Annotated in this window: 23 protein-coding genes and 1 pseudogene; 14 read left to right on the top strand and 10 right to left on the bottom strand. The window is 40.5% G+C overall.

Annotated elements, in window-relative coordinates:
* Window position 1: 1 nt before the first annotated feature.
* The 4 genes from DY200_RS03060 (at window position 2) to DY200_RS03045 (ending at window position 3570) form a co-directional block, all read left to right on the top strand.
* Window positions 2-760, top strand: coding sequence for an iron ABC transporter ATP-binding protein (locus DY200_RS03060; protein ID WP_115586879.1), 759 nt, complete (start codon window positions 2-4; stop codon window positions 758-760).
* 188 nt (window positions 761-948) lie between these two features.
* Window positions 949-1629 (top strand): TIGR00153 family protein, encoded by a 681-nt coding sequence (locus DY200_RS03055; RefSeq protein ID WP_005597094.1) that lies wholly within the window; start codon window positions 949-951, stop codon window positions 1627-1629.
* A gap of 9 nt (window positions 1630-1638) precedes the next feature.
* Window positions 1639-2901 (top strand): inorganic phosphate transporter, encoded by a 1263-nt coding sequence (locus DY200_RS03050; RefSeq protein ID WP_115586878.1) that lies wholly within the window; start codon window positions 1639-1641, stop codon window positions 2899-2901.
* Between the two features lie 63 nt (window positions 2902-2964).
* A complete protein-coding gene (locus DY200_RS03045; protein WP_005597098.1) occupies window positions 2965-3570 on the top strand; it encodes a TIGR04211 family SH3 domain-containing protein in 606 nt (201 codons plus the stop codon).
* A gap of 53 nt (window positions 3571-3623) precedes the next feature.
* Here the strand turns inward: DY200_RS03045 and DY200_RS03040 are convergent, their stop codons facing one another.
* From DY200_RS03040 to DY200_RS10825, 4 genes and pseudogenes are all read right to left on the bottom strand, one after another.
* Window positions 3624-3851 (bottom strand): sulfurtransferase TusA family protein, encoded by a 228-nt coding sequence (locus DY200_RS03040; RefSeq protein WP_039709087.1) that lies wholly within the window; start codon window positions 3849-3851, stop codon window positions 3624-3626.
* A 6-nt stretch (window positions 3852-3857) separates the two neighbouring features.
* A pseudogene (locus tag DY200_RS03035) lies at window positions 3858-4374 on the bottom strand (hemerythrin domain-containing protein).
* A gap of 73 nt (window positions 4375-4447) precedes the next feature.
* Window positions 4448-5596: a tRNA guanosine(34) transglycosylase Tgt gene (gene tgt, locus DY200_RS03030; RefSeq protein WP_115586877.1), complete on the bottom strand. Its 1149-nt coding sequence runs from the start codon at window positions 5594-5596 to the stop codon at window positions 4448-4450.
* Window positions 5597-5667: 71 nt separating this feature from the next.
* A complete protein-coding gene (locus DY200_RS10825) occupies window positions 5668-5802 on the bottom strand; it encodes a hypothetical protein (RefSeq protein WP_005597107.1) in 135 nt (44 codons plus the stop codon).
* A 116-nt stretch (window positions 5803-5918) separates the two neighbouring features.
* On the opposite strand from DY200_RS10825, the gene DY200_RS03025 reads away from it, so the two are divergent.
* The 5 genes from DY200_RS03025 to ilvN all read left to right on the top strand — a co-directional run bounded on the left by DY200_RS03025 (window position 5919) and on the right by ilvN (window position 10165).
* Window positions 5919-6491, top strand: a complete 573-nt coding sequence (locus DY200_RS03025; RefSeq protein ID WP_115586876.1) for a YceB family lipoprotein — start codon at window positions 5919-5921, stop codon at window positions 6489-6491.
* Between the two features lie 107 nt (window positions 6492-6598).
* Entirely contained in the window at window positions 6599-6805 is a 207-nt protein-coding gene (cspD, locus tag DY200_RS03020) for a cold shock domain-containing protein CspD (RefSeq protein ID WP_005597111.1), read from the top strand.
* A 118-nt stretch (window positions 6806-6923) separates the two neighbouring features.
* Window positions 6924-7640 carry a carbonate dehydratase gene (can, locus tag DY200_RS03015; protein WP_005597113.1) on the top strand — a complete coding sequence of 239 codons (717 nt, stop codon included), beginning with the start codon at window positions 6924-6926 and terminating at the stop codon, window positions 7638-7640.
* A gap of 316 nt (window positions 7641-7956) precedes the next feature.
* On the top strand, window positions 7957-9681 hold the full coding sequence (locus DY200_RS03010) for an acetolactate synthase 3 large subunit (protein ID WP_115586875.1): 1725 nt from the start codon (window positions 7957-7959) through the stop codon (window positions 9679-9681).
* Window positions 9674-10165 (top strand): acetolactate synthase small subunit, encoded by a 492-nt coding sequence (gene ilvN, locus DY200_RS03005; protein WP_005597116.1) that lies wholly within the window; start codon window positions 9674-9676, stop codon window positions 10163-10165. Before DY200_RS03010 ends, ilvN begins: the two co-directional genes overlap by 8 nt.
* Before the next feature lie 269 nt (window positions 10166-10434).
* On the opposite strand, the gene pmbA is transcribed toward ilvN, so the two are convergent.
* Window positions 10435-11784: a metalloprotease PmbA gene (pmbA, locus tag DY200_RS03000; protein WP_115586874.1), complete on the bottom strand. Its 1350-nt coding sequence runs from the start codon at window positions 11782-11784 to the stop codon at window positions 10435-10437.
* Window positions 11785-11891: 107 nt separating this feature from the next.
* Between pmbA and yjgA the strand changes: the two genes are divergently transcribed.
* The 5 genes from yjgA to DY200_RS02975 all read left to right on the top strand — a co-directional run bounded on the left by yjgA (window position 11892) and on the right by DY200_RS02975 (window position 14684).
* Entirely contained in the window at window positions 11892-12422 is a 531-nt protein-coding gene (yjgA, locus tag DY200_RS02995; protein ID WP_005604242.1) for a ribosome biogenesis factor YjgA, read from the top strand.
* Window positions 12423-12466: 44 nt separating this feature from the next.
* The gene (locus DY200_RS02990; protein ID WP_115586873.1) at window positions 12467-12838 is read left to right on the top strand and encodes a SirB2 family protein; all 372 of its coding nucleotides are present in this window, start codon (window positions 12467-12469) and stop codon (window positions 12836-12838) included.
* A gap of 61 nt (window positions 12839-12899) precedes the next feature.
* Complete coding sequence (locus DY200_RS02985; protein WP_115586872.1) at window positions 12900-13484, top strand: UbiX family flavin prenyltransferase; 585 nt, start codon at window positions 12900-12902, stop codon at window positions 13482-13484.
* Window positions 13475-14188: a DUF554 domain-containing protein gene (locus DY200_RS02980; protein WP_115586871.1), complete on the top strand. Its 714-nt coding sequence runs from the start codon at window positions 13475-13477 to the stop codon at window positions 14186-14188. Before DY200_RS02985 ends, DY200_RS02980 begins: the two co-directional genes overlap by 10 nt.
* Before the next feature lie 46 nt (window positions 14189-14234).
* Window positions 14235-14684 (top strand): PNPOx family protein, encoded by a 450-nt coding sequence (locus DY200_RS02975; RefSeq protein ID WP_115586870.1) that lies wholly within the window; start codon window positions 14235-14237, stop codon window positions 14682-14684.
* Between the two features lie 72 nt (window positions 14685-14756).
* Here DY200_RS02975 and yciH read toward each other — a convergent pair whose 3' ends face one another.
* From yciH to DY200_RS02950, 5 genes are all read right to left on the bottom strand, one after another.
* Entirely contained in the window at window positions 14757-15068 is a 312-nt protein-coding gene (yciH, locus tag DY200_RS02970) for a stress response translation initiation inhibitor YciH (RefSeq protein ID WP_115586869.1), read from the bottom strand.
* 78 nt (window positions 15069-15146) lie between these two features.
* Complete coding sequence (gene pyrF, locus DY200_RS02965; RefSeq protein ID WP_005597131.1) at window positions 15147-15839, bottom strand: orotidine-5'-phosphate decarboxylase; 693 nt, start codon at window positions 15837-15839, stop codon at window positions 15147-15149.
* A 24-nt stretch (window positions 15840-15863) separates the two neighbouring features.
* Window positions 15864-17060: a lipopolysaccharide assembly protein LapB gene (lapB, locus tag DY200_RS02960; protein ID WP_115586868.1), complete on the bottom strand. Its 1197-nt coding sequence runs from the start codon at window positions 17058-17060 to the stop codon at window positions 15864-15866.
* Window positions 17060-17350 (bottom strand): LapA family protein, encoded by a 291-nt coding sequence (locus DY200_RS02955; protein ID WP_005617226.1) that lies wholly within the window; start codon window positions 17348-17350, stop codon window positions 17060-17062. Before DY200_RS02955 ends, lapB begins: the two co-directional genes overlap by 1 nt.
* A gap of 68 nt (window positions 17351-17418) precedes the next feature.
* The gene (locus DY200_RS02950; RefSeq protein WP_005597138.1) at window positions 17419-17700 is read right to left on the bottom strand and encodes an integration host factor subunit beta; all 282 of its coding nucleotides are present in this window, start codon (window positions 17698-17700) and stop codon (window positions 17419-17421) included.
* Between the last annotated feature and the right edge of the window lie 18 nt (window positions 17701-17718).

The raw sequence follows: 17718 nt of genomic DNA, 5'->3' as shown, positions 1-17718 counted from the left end.
GATGATCGAAGTTAAAAATATTACACATAAAATTGGTCAAGCCACTATTTTAAATAATATCAACTTACATATTCCTAACGGCGGTATTACTGCACTAGTCGGAGCTAACGGAGCGGGTAAATCGACGCTACTCTCGCTTATTGCGCGTTTGCAATCCATTCAAAGCGGTCAAATTTTGTTGGATCATTACGATATCAGCTCTACCGATTCTCGAATTATCGCTCAAAATTTAGCAATTTTAACGCAAGATAATGTCATTCATAGTCGCATTACGGTAAACGACTTACTGATGTTCGGACGTTATCCGCATCATCAAGGAAGAATCCGTGAAGAAGACAAAAACATCGTAGAAGAAGCGTTACAACGTTTCGAACTATCCGCATTAAAAGATCGATTCTTAAATGAACTTTCCGGCGGACAGCGACAAAGAGCGTTAATCGCTATGACATTCTGCCAAAAAACTCATCATATTTTGCTCGATGAGCCGCTTAATAATCTGGATATGTTTCACGCTAAAGTATTGATGAAATTACTAAGAGAATTAACCGATGAGCTTAATCTGACAACCGTTATGGTTGTTCATGATATCAATATGGCGGCGGCTTATGCGGATACGATTGTAGCGATGAAAGACGGACAAATAGCCATGGTCGGTACGCCCGAAGAAATTATTACGCCGATAAATTTAAAAAATATATACAATCTTGATGCCGAAGTATTAACCTTGCACGGTAAACGGTTGGTGATACACCATATTTAATCAAAATCGAAATAAACCGCATCCCAAAATCAAGCGACTTAACTGTATAAAAAATCTTACAAAACAGGTCGCTTATTCTCATATTTTTAACTTCCTCCCCGTGATCTTTTATTTTATATAAAGTAAAATATACAAGATTTTGTCTAAAACGAAATCAAGTAAAATTTTATTCACAACGGAGATACCTTATGGCAATGAATAACATTTTTGGTTTATTCGCACAATCGCCGCTTACTCCACTACAAAAACTTGCTTTTAAAGTAACGGAATGTAGTGAATTACTCGAACCTTTTTTTGAAGCGACTTTTGACCGTGATTGGGATAAAGCTGCGGATATTAGAGCGCAAATTATTGATTTAGAACGCCGAGCTGATGCTTTAAAACGCGAAATTCGTTTAAAACTTCCGCGCGGTTTATTTTTACCCGTAGAACGTGGCGATCTATTAGAGATTGTTACGCAATTAGATAAATTAGCTAATTATTCTAGAGATATTTCCGGCCGAATTATCGGTCGCCAGTTAGTCATACCGGAAATTATGCAGCCCGCATTCCGCCAATTTCTCTTCCGTAGTCTGGATTCCAGTCGCCAAATTCGTAAAGTGTTAGATGAAATGGACGAATTACTTGAAACCGGTTTCCGTGGTCGAGAACGTCATTTTGTTAATAATATGATTTTAGAACTTGATCAAATTGAAGACGATACGGATCAACTTCAAGTAAGTTTACGTCATACGCTATTAGGTTTAGAAAAAAATCTGAATCCGATTGATGTAATGTTTTTATATAAATGTATTGAACGAGTGAGCATTTTAGCTGATCAAGCTCAACGTGTCGGTTCACGAATCGAGCTAATGTTAGCTAAAGCGTAGGAGAAAAGAATGGAACTCATTCAGCAATATGGCAATATTTTAGTCATTATTACTGCAATTTTTGGTTTTTTTATGGCTTTCGGTATCGGGGCTAACGACGTATCTAACGCAATGGGAACATCGGTAGGTTCCGGTACGATTACCGCCCGCCAGGCTATCGTAATTGCGATGATTTTTGAATTTGCCGGTGCTTATCTTGCAGGTGGAGAAGTAACCGAAACAATTAAAAGCGGTATTATTGATGTTTCATTTTTTGCCGATAAGCCGGATATTCTGGTATTAGGCATGATGTCGGCGCTTTTCGCCGCAGGTTTTTGGCTATTAGTCGCATCCAAAATGGGTTGGCCTGTTTCTACAACACACGCGATTATCGGGGCAATTATTGGTTTCGGCTGTTTAACTGTCGGTAGCGAAGCCATACAGTGGAAACAATTGGGCGGGATTGTTGGTAGCTGGTTTATTACACCTGTTATCGCCGGTTTTGTCGCTTATTGGATTTTTATTAGTACGCAAAAACTTATTTTCGATACTGATGAACCGATGAAAAATGCACAAAAGTACGGTCCGTTCTATATGGCACTTACCGCTTTTATTTTAAGTATCGTGACTATGACTAAGGGCTTAAAACATGTCGGTTTGCATTTAACCACAACGGAAACCGTACTTATTTCCTCAGCCATCGCAGCCGTCGCCGTAGTAACTTGTTACTTCTATTTCCGTAGCGAAGCATTTGCAAAACGCGCTCAAGGTGCTGCATTTGGTGGTGTAGAAAAAGTATTCAGTATTTTAATGCTTTTAACCGCTTGTTCAATGGCATTCGCACACGGCTCGAACGATGTGGCAAATGCGGTCGGTCCGTTATCCGCAGTGGTATCTATCGTGCATAGCGGCGGTGTCGTGGAAGGGAAAGCGGCATTGGCTTCATGGATTCTACCGTTAGGTGCGGCGGGTATCGCAGCCGGTATGCTTATCATGGGCTATAAAGTAATGGGAACGATGGGTACCGGTATTACGGATTTAACGCCAAGCCGCGGTTTCTCTGCCGAATTTGCTTGTGCGACTACCGTAGTAATCGCTTCAGGTACCGGTTTACCTATTTCAACGACACAAACCATTGTAGGGGCAATCTTAGGTGTCGGATTTGCTCGCGGTATTGCAGCCTTAAACTTAGGTATTATTCGTAATATTGTTGCCTCATGGGTCGTCACATTACCGGCAGGCGCAATCATTGCAATTGTTATCTATGAAATCTTATTAATGATTTTTTATTAATTTTATCGTTCAGGGAAAGTATGTTTAAACATATCTTTCCCTTTCATCTAAAAGGACTCGATTATGTTAAAACGGAAGTTAATCCTAATTGCTTATACCTTACTTGGTCTTTCTTCTCCGGTATTTTCCGCAGATTATATTACGGAGAATCTCAGTACTTATATGCGAAAAGGTGCGGGTGATCAATACAAAATTTCAGGTGCTGTTCAAGCCGGTGAAAAAGTAACGGTATTAGACCGGAAAGATCGCTTTGTTTTAATTCGTGATAGCAGAAATCGAGAGGGATGGGTGCTTGCCTCTGAAATTTCTCAGACTGCAAGCCCGAAAGATTTAATTCCTCAACTGCAACAGCAAGTACAGGATTTAAGTAGTAAATTAGGTAAGATTGATGCGGATTGGCAACAACGTACGTTAGAAATGCAACGCCGCAGCCAACAAGCCGAACAGCAAAGTAGCCAACTTCTCGATCAAAATGCTCAATTGAAGCGAGAGTTGGATATTCTGAAAAACAAGAATCGAGATTTGGAAACGATGCATGACTCTGCCAAACGAGAAATTGTGATTCAGTGGTTTATCTATGGCGGTTCGGTACTTGCGGTAGGTTTATTACTCGGATTAATTATTCCGTTTATCTTACCGCGTCGTAAACGTCATAACGGTTGGTCATAGTCTTCTATCAATTAAGCGGTTATTTTTGCAAAAAAGTTTGTAAAAACAACCGCTTACTTTTTGCGAATACTCAAGGAATGATACCGGCTGATTTGCGTATCTTGCACGAGTTCATAACCGTATTCCTCACACAACAATTCAAAATCTTGTACGCTACTCGCTAAATCAAGCAATAATACCAACCGTTCGTTTAACGCTAGTCGGTTTAATGCTTTTTTAGTCATTAATAGCGGTAACGGGCAGCGGTATTGACGTAAATCCAATTGATACGTTTTTATCATTATCTATTAAGCGACTTTACGACGTTCCGCCATAATTTTACCCATACGCTCTAATTCGGATTGCGCCAAATGGGTCCGACCGAGTTCAAATAACGGCTCTTCAATCGCAATATGTACATCATATCCTGCTACAAAACGAGCAATAAGATCGACATCAATATCGCTACGAGTACCGGCAACCAATGCTTCCAATTGTTCGGATAGTAACGCCCAATTTTGATGTAACGACTCATGCTGGCTCTCCAGTTCATCAATATCGGCTTGAGCCTGCGGTTGCACTTGAATTAATGCCGGAAAAAAAATCACATTCTTCATCTTCATGATGTAACGGTGCGGAAAGGTTAAAATAATTGATAATTTGCTGCACATCGTTTTTAACCGCCTGATTTACCCCATTTTTTGCCAAATATTCAGGTAAAATTTGTAGCTGTTTACAAAAACGTTTTACCTTACTGTGGCAAGCGTACAACATATCTATCGGTTCCGCCCAGCTGGCGAATTGTTGCGGTTCAAGTTGTTGCATAATCACCTCTCTATCTAATCACTTATTGACAAAAAGGCACAAGCCTAAACTTGTGCCAGTAAGAAATTTGGAATTATTTATTCACTTCCGATTGTAACGGCGGAACTTCCTTACCGATTTTGGCATAAAATTCCACTACAAAATCATCAAAACGATCTTCTTCAATCGCTTGGCGGATCTGTGCCATTAAACGTTGATAATAACGTAAATTGTGAATCGTATTTAAACGCGCACCTAAAATCTCACCGCATTTATCTAAGTGATATAAATAGGCTTTCGTATAGTTTTTGCAAGTGTAGCAATCACATTCCTGATCTAACGGTGTGGTATCCGTTTTATATTTCGCATTACGAATTTTCACGATACCGTTACTGACAAATAAATGCCCGTTACGTGCATTACGGGTCGGCATTACGCAGTCGAACATATCAATACCGCGACGTACACCTTCAACCAGATCTTCTGGTTTACCTACGCCCATTAGGTAACGCGGTTTATCTCGCGGTAATAACGGTGTGGTAAATTCAAGGATACGGTGCATTTCTTCTTTCGGTTCGCCTACCGCCAAACCACCAACCGCATAACCGTCAAAGCCGATATTAACTAAGCCTTCAACCGAAATCTTACGCAATTCTTCATAAGTACCGCCCTGTACAATACCGAATAACGCACGCGGATTTTGTAACTCGTCAAAACGATCACGACTACGTTTCGCCCAACGTAATGACATTTCCATTGAGTTTTTAGCGTAATCAAAGGTTGCCGGATACGGCGTACATTCATCAAAGATCATCACGATATCCGAACCGAGATCGTATTGAATTTCCATCGATTTTTCCGGCGAAAGGAAAATTTTCTCACCGCTAATCGGGTTTTGGAAAGTTACCCCTTCTTCTTTGATTTTACGTAATTTGCCTAAGCTGAATACTTGGAAACCGCCCGAATCGGTTAAAATCGGACCGTGCCATTGCATAAAGTCATGTAAATCACCGTGTGATTTCATTACTTCTTGCCCCGGGCGCAGCCACAGATGGAAAGTATTGCCTAATAAAATTTGCGCACCGGTTGCCGCTACTTCTTCCGGCGTCATTCCTTTTACCGTGCCGTATGTACCGACCGGCATAAATGCCGGCGTTTCAACCACATATTCGCCTTTCGGGCGAGAAAACGTCAAACGACCGCGACGCGCATTGCCGCTGGTCGTTTTTAATTCATATTTCATTCAAATTCCTTATAGATAAACAGTCTATAAACATATCAACAAGCGGTCATATTCCGCTTATGATTTGCAAATTAAAAGCGGATCCCCGTTCCTAAACTGAAACCCGCACCTACACCGTTTGAGCCTCCGCCTACACTCGCACTACCGCCGACAGCACAGCCGGCAATCACACAAACGCAGAGACAGATGACAAATTTTTTAATCATTTTATTTCCTTCATTGAATGAAATTGCTATAGTCCCATCCAAATTAAAAAAGAATTATTTTACCCTTTTTCACACAACAAAACTAGAATAAGCCGTCTTGAATACAAGGAAATATCATGAAAAAGTGCTTAACACTCCTCTTTACCGCTATATCGTTTTCATTGTTCTTAATAGCCAATGTAAAGGCATTCACTATCAGCCAAGAGGAAATCAATCGATATCTTGAAACCCGTTTGGCGGAGAAAATCCCATTAAAAGACAAAGTCGGTATCCCGGGGCTATTTCAATTGGATTATCATCTTTACAATCTTGCTACCGAAATCGGGCAGACCGATGAAAAGAAAGTCGCCGTTTCAGGTGTGATCGACGGTATCTTGCAAGCCAAAGGGAAAAAATACGATGCCCAAATTTATCTGAATATGGATACGGTTCCCTACTATGATGCGGAAAAAGGTACGCTATATTTGCAAGATGTACGTTTGCTTAACTATTCCGCTACTCCAGCAAAATACCAAGACGAATTACAAATGTTTTTACCGGTGCTAATGGACGGCTTAACTCGCATTTTAAACTCTACGCCGATATATACGCTCGACGAAACTAAAGCGAAAGAAGTGCTTGTTAAGAAATTCGGTAAGGCGATTATTGTAGAAAAAGGATCGTTGCGTTTAGAAACCTCCGTATTTTAAAAAATTTTGTGATCTTGTTCGAATTTTAAAACATTTCCGATTGTGAGGTTCACTTTTTTGACTACAATGCACCGCGTAATATCAATGCCGTAAGATAGGAGAGAATTATGGAAGTTGGCATCGTGAAATGGTTCAATAGTGCGAAAGGATTCGGATTTATTACAAGCGATAATGTCGAAGGCGATATTTTTGCGCATTTTTCCGAAATTCAGAGCGAAGGATATCGTTCCCTTAAAGTAGGTCAAAAGGTACAATTTGAGCTGATTAACGGTGAACGCGGTGCATCAGCCGCTAAAATATCATTAGTTGAATAATTCAAAACCCGATTTACAAGCGGTCGAATTTGTATAATTTTTTACAAATTCGACCGCTTTTTTATTCTATGCTAGAATGCAGAAAGATTTAGTAACAAATTTTTAACAAGGCTGAACCATGAAACAGATAGAAAAATTGTTTGCCAATAACCATGCTTGGGCAACTCGGATGAAAGACGAACAGTCGGATTATTTTAAACAACTTGCCGAGCATCAAAAGCCGACTTATCTTTGGATTGGCTGTTCGGACAGTCGTGTTCCGGCCGAAAAATTAACCGGTTTAGGTCCGGGCGAGCTTTTTGTTCATCGTAACGTGGCAAATTTAGTTATACATACCGATCTGAATTGTCTTTCCGTCGTGCAATATGCGGTAGATGTATTGGAGATCGAACATATTATTATTTGCGGTCATACCAACTGCGGTGGTATCCAAGCGGCAATTGGTACTGTCGAAGATTACGGTTTAATCAGCAACTGGTTATTGCATATTCGTGATCTGTGGTTTAAACACAGCTATTTACTCGGTAATCTTCCCTCCGAGCAACGTGCCAATATGCTTACCCGCTTAAACGTTGCCGAGCAAGTTTATAACTTAGGGCGCAGTTCTATTGTTACCGCCGCTTGGAAGCGAGGTAAGAAACTCTCGATTCACGGCTGGGTATATGATGTTAATGACGGTTTCTTAATTGATCAGGGGGTAATCGCAACCAGTACGGAAACACTCGAAATTACTTATCGAAATGCGATTGCGAAACTTGCGACGGAAGTGGAAGAAATGATCGCCAATAAACCCGTCGAACAATCAAATCCAATTGAAAATAATCATATTGATTAACCGTATTTAAAAATAGTGTGATAAATCTCACACTATTTTCTTTTCTCGCTACCTATTCCGAATATTTTTACCTTTCTTAACAAAAAAATTAAATCCTTCTCATTTTATAAAATCTGGTTAAAAATACTTTTTACGCCTAAATCATACTATTTCATTTTATAAAATACCAAATATACAAAATAAAAAGTATTTTAAACCGCTTATATCGCTTTCAAAAAAGCTTTCCGCCCCCTAGACAAACATTTTATTTTTTTGCAGAATCATTTTCATTATAAAGCAAACACAATATTTCACTTAAAAATCGTTGGAGGATTCAATGAAAAAACTTTCCAGAGCAGAAATGGTTGTTCAATCCTTGAAAGACGAAGGCGTAGAGTACGTTTTCGGCTATCCGGGTGGTTCGGTATTAGATATTTATGATGCCATTCATACGCTGGATAATATTAACCACGTTCTTGTGCGCCATGAGCAAGCCGCGGTCCATATGGCGGACGGTTACGCTCGCTCAACCGGTAAAGTCGGTTGTGTATTAGTAACATCCGGTCCCGGTGCAACCAATGCGATCACAGGTATTGCCACCGCTTATGCCGATTCCATCCCGCTTGTGATCTTAACCGGTCAAGTGCCTTCCGCTTTAATCGGTACGGATGCTTTCCAAGAATGTGATATGCTCGGTATTTCACGCCCTGTGGTTAAACACAGTTTTATGATCAAAAATCCGGAAGATATTCCTTCAATAATCAAAAAAGCCTTTTATATTGCTTCAACCGGTCGCCCCGGTCCGGTCTTAATTGATATTCCGAAAGATATGGTAAATCCGGCGAATAAATTTACCTATGAATATCCGAAAGAAGTATCGCTACGTTCATATAACCCGACCGTACAAGGGCATAAAGGGCAAATTAAAAAGGCATTAAAAGCCCTATTAGTGGCAAAAAAACCGGTGTTATACATTGGTGGCGGGATTATCTCTGCGGAATGTGCAACGCAACTTACCGACTTTGCAACGAAGTTAAACTTACCGGTAACCAGTTCGTTAATGGGCTTAGGCGCTTTCCCTGCATCAAACAAACAATTTTTAGGTATGCTCGGTATGCACGGTACTTACGAAGCGAATAACGCAATGCACGAAAGCGATTTGATTCTCGGCATTGGCGTACGTTTTGATGACCGTACCACGAATAATTTAGCGAAATATTGCCCGAATGCAAAAGTCATTCATGTGGATATTGATCCGGCTTCTATTTCAAAAACCGTTCCGGCTTATATTCCGATTGTAGGTAGCGCAAAAAACGTCTTGGAAGAGTTTCTCAGCCTTTTAGAAGAAGAAAATCTTGCAAAAAATCAAGCGGATTTGACCGCTTGGTGGCAACAAATCAATGAATGGAAAGCTCGTCAGTGCTTAAATTTTGAAGTAAGTAAAGATGTAATCAAACCGCAGCAAGTCATTCGATTAATTCATAAAATTACCGATGGTGAGGCTTATGTGGCTTCGGATGTCGGTCAGCACCAAATGTTTGCCGCACTCCATTATCCGTTTGAAAAACCTCGTCGCTGGATCAACTCGGGCGGAGCCGGTACCATGGGATTCGGTTTACCGGCAGCAATCGGCGTAAAATTCGCCCATCCGGAAGCAACTGTAGTATGTGTAACCGGTGACGGCTCGATTCAGATGAATATTCAAGAGCTTTCTACGGCGAAACAATATGATACGCCGGTTGTGATTGTGAGCTTAAACAATCGCTTCTTAGGTATGGTGAAGCAGTGGCAAGATCTGATCTACTCCGGTCGCCATTCACAGGTATATATGAATTCACTGCCTGATTTTGCCAAATTAGCCGAAGCTTACGGTCATGTCGGCATTACGATTGATCACCCGAACGAATTGGAAGAAAAACTCACCCAAGCCTTTGCTATCAAAGACAAATTAGTGTTTGTCGATGTAAAAGTAGATGAAACCGAGCACGTTTACCCGATGCAAATTCGTGGCGGTGCGATGAATGAGATGATTTTAAGCAAAACGGAGAGAACAGATGCGTAGAACATTATCAGTATTACTCGAAAACGAATCGGGTGCATTATCCCGTGTGGTAGGCCTTTTTTCTCAACGTGGGTTTAATATCGAAAGTTTAACCGTTGCGCCGACTGACGATGAAACGCTTTCACGTATGACAATCGTTGCCCAAGGCGATGAAAACGTCCTTGAGCAAATCGAAAAGCAATTGCATAAATTGATTGACGTGTTCAAAGTTTCAAACTTAAGCCCTACCGAGCATATTGAACGTGAAGTCTTATTATTAAAAGTGCGTGCGACAGGTTCATCTCGTGACGAATTAAAACGAATGGTCGATATTTTCCGCGGGCAAATTGTTGATATTACGCCGAAACTTTATACCGTGCAATTAGCCGGCACCAGTGAAAAACTGAATGCGTTTATTGAAGCGGTAAAACAAGAAACGACAATAGTCGAAATCGTACGATCCGGCGTTATTAGTCTTTCTCGCGGCGATAAAAACTGTTTATAACATTTTACAGGGCGAACGCATTGTTCGCCTTTTGTTTTAACTGAAAGACAAGCGGTTAAATTCGCTCAATTTTTTGTAAAAAAATAGCTAATCCTTTCGGATTAGCTATTTGAACCTAACGAATTTACTTTTACCCTAATTGCTTTATAACTTTAGATGACGATAAAGTTATTTAGCATTTGTTACATTACCCTAACAATGTAACTGGGTTCATTCTAAGAAATCTTATTAATAATGTCAATAAGAATTATTCTCAATATTGTAAATTTTTATTCGCCGGAAATTTTCATCTTATCCAATAAAATCGAACCGGTTTGAATATTCGAACGATGCTCGATATCATCCGCCACCGCAATCAGATTTTTATACATTTCTTGCAATTGACCGGCAATGGTAATTTCCGCCACCGGATACTGAATCTCGCCGTTTTCCACCCAAAAACCTGCCGCACCGCGCGAATATTCGCCGGTTACCGCATTAATTGCCGAGCCTAAAAATTCAGTTACCAATAAACCGGTTCCCATCTCTTTTAGAAGCGTATCCAAACCGCCTGTACGATTTGGCTTGACTAACCAGTTATGAATACCGCCTGCGTGCCCGGTCGTTTTTAAGCCCATCTTACGTGCCGAATAGCTGGTCATCAGATAAGTTTGCAATACACCGTCAATAATAATTTCTCTATCTTGGGTAATTACCCCTTCGCTATCGAAAGCGGATGAAGCTAATTGACGTAATAAATGCGGGCGCTCAGAGATTGCAAACCAACTTGGTAAAATTTGCGTGCCTAACTTATCTAATAAGAAACTCGATTTACGATATAATGCTCCACCACTAATTGCACCGGCTAAATGCCCGATTAAACCGGTTGCCACATCGTTATAAAAAATTACCGGCACTTCACAGGTTTTGATCTTTTGCGGATTCAAACGATCAACCGCTTTAAACGCTGCCTGACGACCGACCCATTCCGGCGATTGTAATTTGTCGAACTCACGTGAAATCGTGTATTCATAATCACGTTCCAATTGATCTTCATAGGCGGAAATCACACTACAAGACAGCGAATAACGGCTGGAGAGGTAGCTTTGTAACATTCCGTGAGTATTGCCGTACACTCTCACACCGCTATGCGAATTAAAGGTTGCGCCTTCACTATTCACTATTTTCTCATCCGTGTTCAGAGCGTGATGCTCCGCTTCTAAAGCTAATTCAACCGCTTGTTCGACCGAAATATCCGCTTGGTGATAAAGTTCCAGATCCGGTGCTTCAAACGCCATCATCTCTTTATCGGCTAAACCCGCACACTCGTCTTCCGAGGTATATTTTGCAATCGCTAACGCGGATTCGACCGCTCGTTGAATCGATTGCGGTTGTAAATCCGAGGTTGAAGCATTGCCCTTACGTTTGCCGACATATACCGAAATCCCGAGTGAGCCGTCATTATTAAATTCGATATTTTCCGTTTGTTCCAAACGAGTTGAAACCGAAAGCCCGGCAACTTTAGTGACGCCGACTTCCGCTTCTGCGCCTGATTTTTTGGCAAAATTCAGTGCAAATTCGACCGCTTGACGAAGTTCTTGTTCTTGCTTTTGGAGATCTTGTTTTGTTGTTAATGACATGATTTTTTAACTTAAAATTGATAATTGAAAATGGCTAAGGAGGATGCGTATATTCTACCTTAAATTTCTGTTAGAATACGGTATTTTTTACGATTGAAGGAATAACAATGGCTAAAAAACGTAGCAAAAATGAGATTGATTGGACGGATGAGGAAGAAGAAATCATCTGGGTAAGTAAAAGTGAAATCAAACGAGACTCGGAACATTTAAAAAAACTTGGGGCGGAACTTATTGAATTAACCCCGCAGAATCTTGAAAAAATTCCGCTTGATGACGATCTGAAAGACGCCATTCGTCAAGCGCAGGGCTTCAAATTGGAAGCGCGCCGCCGTCAGATTCAATTTATCGGGAAATTACTGCGCAATCGCGATCCGGAGCCGATTCAAGAAGCGTTGGATAAAGTAAAAAATCGTCATAACCAACAGCAAGCGTTATTACATAAATTGGAACTAGTACGTGATCAATTGGTGAATATGGGCGATTCGTCTTTAGAACATTTATTGACCGAACACCCGCAATTGGATCGCCAACATTTACGTAATTTAATTCGCGGCGCACAAAAAGAACGTGAGGCGAATAAACCGCCTAAAAATTATCGTGAGATTTTCCAATATTTAAAAACGGAAATTGCAGAATAATCGGCAATTTTAACCGCTTATTATTCATTTAACTTGGAGTGATTATGGAATTTTTTCCTCAATTAGTATTAGGTCATGTAGGCTTTGCCTATATCAGTTTGATTTTGTTGCTGACACGTGGCGTCTTAGCCTCGAAAATGGTGGATTGGCGTCAATATAAAGTTTTACGTATTGCACCGCATATTGTAGATACGTTACTACTGGTTTCAGGTATCGCATTATTAGCGATCTTACTTTCAAACGGTATTTATGCGTTAAATGAAATGCAATGGCTTCTTCCTAAAATGGCATTTTTAGTGCTTTATATCGTATTCAGTGTGAAAGCATTCAAAAAATTACAACCGTTCTCGCTTAAAAACTTTATTTTAGCCGTGGTAAGCTTTATGCTGACCATGCTTGTAGCAACCTTACGCTAATCTTATAAGCGGTCAAAATTTGCAATTTTTTTGCAAAATTCGACCGCTTTTTTAGTTACTTATGAAACAACGAATTATTATTGGTATTAGTGGCGCAAGCGGCTTTCAATACGGCTATAAAGCACTTGAGTTACTTAAATCGCTTGATGTGGAAACCCATTTAGTACTCACTAAAGGGGCGGAAATGACCCGTTCTTTAGAAACAAAGATTGAGCGAGAACAGCTGTTGGATTTGGCTTCACAAGTACATTCTATCCATAATGTCGGCGCCAGTATCGCCAGCGGATCATTTAAAACGCTCGGTATGCTGGTCGCCCCCTGCTCTATTCGCACGCTTTCAGCGATTGCTCTCGGTTTTAGCGATAATCTTTTAACTCGAGCGGCGGATGTGGTGCTTAAAGAACGTAGAAAATTAGTGCTAATGGTACGAGAAACGCCGTTCAACTTAGCTCATATTGATAATATGCGTCGAGTGACGGAAATGGGGGGGATTATTTTTCCGCCGGTGCCGGCTTTTTATCAAAATCCGATGACAATTGACGAGCTGGTTACTCATAGCGTAGCCAGAGCATTGGATCTATTTGATTTTGATTTACCTATGCCTCGTTGGGGCGAAGCGAATAATAAGGAGAAAGAATGCCTGTAGGTCCTTATGTAAACGGCGCGGCGGTATTGATCGGCGGACTTATCGGTGCATTTTTAGGTTCAAAATTGCCGGAACGAGTAAAAAGTAATTTGCCGCCGTTATTTGGTCTTTGCTCAATGGGTTTAGGAATTATGCTGATTATCGGTGCAAAAAATATGTCTGCCGTGGTGTTAGCGTTAATTGTCGGCACGATTATTGGCGAGTTAATCTATTTGGAGAAAGGCATTGGTAATCTTGCCGGCAAAATGCGTCATACTGTAGATAAAATTTTCCCACCCTCCGGTGTTTCGCACCAAGAATTTTTAAACCAATTTGTCGCAATTTTAATCCTATTTTGTGCCAGCGGTATGGGCGTATTCGGCTCGATGAAAGAAGGGATGACCAGTGATCCGTCCGTGTTATTTATTAAAGCGATTTTAGACTTCTTTACCGCCGGTATTTTTGCCGCTACTTTAGGCTATGCGGTTTCAAGTATCGCCGTACCATTGATTTTGGTGCAAGTCAGCTTAGCATTATTAGCCAGTTTGATTATGCCGCTCACTACCCCAAATATGCTTGCTGACTTCTCCACGGCAGGCGGGTTTATTATGCTCGCCACCGGTTTACGTATCTGCGGAATCAAACATTTTGCCGTAGCGAATATGTTGCCGGCACTCATTTTAGTAATGCCGTTCTCTTATTTTTGGCAAATGTTTGTCGCTTAACAGATACAACATCCCACTGTTACGGTGGGATATTTTAAAAGAATATATGATACAGAAACTTCCCTCCCATATCAGCCGCTTTATCCGACAAAATCATGTCGTAAGTTTTGCCGTCTATGGCGCAAACGACTTTTGGGCGGCAAACTGTTTTTATGCTTTCGATAGCGAACAAGTTCGATTAATCATTCTGACCGATAAAAACACACGCCACGGTCTGTTGATGCAAGAAAACGCACATATTGTAGGCACAATTGCCGCTCAAGTTGAAACCCTCACTGAAATTGAAGGCATTCAATTCTCGGCGTATTGCACCCGTTTGACCGGTTATACGGCATGCCAAGAGGCTTTAGATTGCTATTATGCTCGCCATCCAATCGCCCGCTTAAAATCGAGCGATGTATGGGAAATTCGCTTGGATATGATAAAACATACCGGGAATAAATTAGCTTTCGCAAAGAAAACCATTTGGGAAAGAGAAAAAGTCTCGTTTTCCTAAGAAAACAAGCGGTCAGATTTCACTCATTTTTTGTAAAATTTTTTCCAAATTTCACCGCTTGTATAGGGATGATTAACCGCCGGCAAGTTTTACCTTGAAACCTTTCTGTTCCAAAACTTGCTTCAACAAATCGCGATTATCGCCTTGAATTTCAATCAGCCCGTCTTTTATCGAACCGCCGACACCACTGCGCTTTTTCAGTTCTGCGGCTAATAATTTGAGTTCAGCATCATCCAAATCCAATCCGCTAATTACACACACGCCCTTTCCTTTTCTGCCGCTGGTTTGACGCTGAATACGGACGATGCCGTCACCTTTCGGACGCACCGCTTTCACTTTCTCAGGTACGATACGTCCGCTTTCCGTTGAATAGACTAATGTCATGAGTAAAAAATCCTTAAAATTCGACCGCTTAAAACAAAAGGCGGGCAAAAAAGCCCACCTTATTTAATCCGTGACTAATTAACGAATAGAGGCGTTAATTGATTTTAATACCGATAACGGGTCTTGAGCCTGTGTAATCGGACGACCGATAACCAAATAATCGGATCCGGTTTCAATCGCTTGTTTAGGCGTCATAATTCGACGTTGATCGCCGACATCAGAACCCTCCGGACGAATACCCGGTGTGACTAATTTAAAATCTTTGCCGCAATGCGTACGAAGCACTTCCACTTCTTGCGGAGAACAAACCACACCGTCTAATCCGGCACGTTGCGCAAGGTGAGCTAAACGAATCACTTGCTCCATTGGTGAAGCATTAATTCCGATTTGTAGCAAATCTAAATCTTCCATACTGGTTAAAACCGTTACTGCAATAAGTAACGGCGCATCTTTACCGTACGGCTCTAAGATTTTTTTCGCTTCTTCCATCATGGTTAAGCCGCCCGAAGCGTGTAAATCCACCATCCACACGCCTAAATCCGCAGCGGAACGTACCGCACGAGCCACGGTATTCGGAATATCGTGATATTTTAAATCAAGGAAAACATCAAATTTACGTTCATGTAATTGTTTAACAAAATTTGTGCCTAACGTCGTAAACATTTCTTTGCCTACTTTCACACGACAAAGAGACGGATCAACTTGATCTACAAAACTCAATGCTTCGTATTCTGTTTCATAGTCTAAAGCAACAATAATTTTATTATCCATAAGGACTCCTCAATTTTAGTTTATTCAATTAATTTGTGAATCAATGCTGTGTATAGGTTTAATTTGTTCCCACTGACGACAAGACGGACAATGCCAACTTAGTCTATAACTTTGATAGCCGCAATTTAAACATCGGTACTGAAAACCCTTTTTCATTCTTGCACCGACCATATTATATAGCAACATCAAACTTTCTTTTGCTCTACCCTCCTCCGCTTCATTAATTTGATAATGAATGAAACGATGGAACGTAATCATACTCGGATATTGGCTTAACTGTTGATATAACTTGGAATGTGCGGCTACCACGCCATCTTTTTGCTCAATATATTCCGCTAAAGCGAGATCCACGCTACTATTATGCTTAATCTGATTTGCTCTAATTAAAAACAACTCGTAATTCGCCAAATCGTTTTCTGCCATATAACAGGCTTTTATTTTCTCTATCACTTCACTGATAAAATCCGGATCTTGCTGCAAAATACGCTCGTAATTTTTTAATGCGCTTTGAAATTGATTTTGTGCCAAATAATAATCGCCTAATAAGATCGAGGCTCTTGCACATTGAGGAGAATACTCCAAGGCTTTGGATAATGCGCTCAAATGTCCGTCTAAATCTTCATTTTTTATCGCCTGAGCATATTCGCAATAATAATGAGAAAGCGGGATTTTATCCGTATCCGGCTCTATTTTAATGAGCTTTTCCGCAACATTAATCGCTTTCTTCCATTCCTTGGTTTTCTGATAAACCGTCATCAATTGGGTTAGTGAATTTACCGCAAACTCCGGCTCATCGAGCAACATAATATAATAATTTTCAGCCCTATCATAAAAACCCGCTGCCATAAAATCTTTCGCTAATTGTTGTTTCGCTAATAATTTCTGTTCGATGGAATAATCCGGGCTGGCATCTAAAGCTTGATGAATACGTAAGGCGCGATCCACTTCACCACGCGAGCGGAACAGATTACCGAGCGTTAATTCCGCTTCAAATTGTGATTCCGTCGCAATCTGATTTTCAGCTTCTTGTTTCTGAAGCATGGAAAGGAAAAGATCGACCGCCTTTTCCTGTTGATTAGATAAAAGAAAATTAAGCCCCGTCACATAATCACGGGAAAACTTATTATTAACAGTTTCTTGATCCTTCTTTGCACTGCGTTGCCCCATATACCATCCGTAAAGCGCAGCTATAGGCAACAAAAGGAACAGTAATTCTAGCATTACTCAGCCTTCGGCGTAGTTGTTGTTAATTCAGTAATTTGTTGTGCCTGACGTTTAACGCGACGATTAAGCGTAATATTTTGCAATTTAATACGTAAATAGAAAATACCGGTAATTAACCAACCTAAAATCAAACCGAAACCGAATAAAATCGCGACTAAAGTCGATAAACGCAATTCACTTTGAGCAATAACATAATTAAATGTAATTAGTTGATCATTGTTTGCACCAATTGTTATCGCAACGATAATTACTGCGAGAGTAATCAAAATACCAAAAATATACTTCATGTCATGCTCCGTTTGCTTTACCGATAAATAAAAAACGACACGATAGGCTATTGTCGCTTCTTGGAATTCTATACTAGATCGACACGTTCTTTCAAATCTTTCCCCGCTTTAAAATGCGGGACATATTTTGCATCTAATTTGACGCTTTCACCCGTTTTAGGATTGCGACCGACACGAGGTTGTCGATAATGTAGAGAAAAACTGCCAAATCCTCTTACTTCAACACGTTCTCCTCGTTCAAGAAACAGCATAATTTGTTCTAAAATTTCTTTTACGCCGTCTTCTACCGATTTCACTTGTAAAGCAGGATTAAGTGATACTAAATTTTCAATAAGTTCTGATTTAGTCATAGCGTCCTCTGATTATTT

This window comes from Actinobacillus lignieresii (assembly GCF_900444945.1).
Classification (GTDB): domain Bacteria; phylum Pseudomonadota; class Gammaproteobacteria; order Enterobacterales; family Pasteurellaceae; genus Actinobacillus; species Actinobacillus lignieresii.
The sequence above is the reverse complement of the archived record's forward strand: the minus strand, read 5'-3'. Positions and strand labels throughout refer to the sequence as shown.